The sequence below is a fragment of the Lactobacillus sp. A27 genome, assembly GCF_016742815.1.
Taxonomy (GTDB): Bacteria; Bacillota; Bacilli; order Lactobacillales; family Lactobacillaceae; genus Lactobacillus; species Lactobacillus gallinarum.
In genome coordinates, this window is sequence record NZ_JAEHNT010000087.1 from 1 (window position 1) to 308 (window position 308).

The 308-nt window shown below is 39.0% G+C and carries 2 protein-coding genes; both read right to left on the reverse strand.

All coding sequences use genetic code 11. The annotated features are described in order from the left end of the window. Window positions 1-117 (reverse strand): IS66 family insertion sequence element accessory protein TnpB (gene tnpB, locus JEM49_RS10680; RefSeq protein ID WP_201874742.1); only part of this gene is annotated, 117 nt, incomplete at its 3' end. Then, window positions 114-308 (reverse strand): hypothetical protein (locus JEM49_RS09210; RefSeq protein WP_207187942.1); only part of this gene is annotated, 195 nt, incomplete at its 5' end. The genes tnpB and JEM49_RS09210, both read right to left, overlap by 4 nt.

A 308-nucleotide genomic window follows, 5' to 3' on the forward strand; every position in this document is an offset into this window, starting at 1 on the left:
AAAAGGATCAAGTTCAAACTGTTCTTTGACTAAAGTTGCTAGTCCATCAATGCCTTTACGCAGATCCGTCTTGCCGCAAACGATATAGACTTGCCCTAAGTCACTGAGCTTAATCATGGCAAGACTTTCTCAAGCAGCTTATTCATAATTTCAGTATCTAAACTACTGTAGAAGTTCAGTTCTAAGTCATTCTTCTTTAAACTAAGCAACAGATTATTGCGTGGTGGACGAGCCTTCTTAGGTTTAGAAGAGTGGCCAAGTGCCACAATGGGTTGTTGTTTTTCGATCATATTCTTAACCTCCATTAA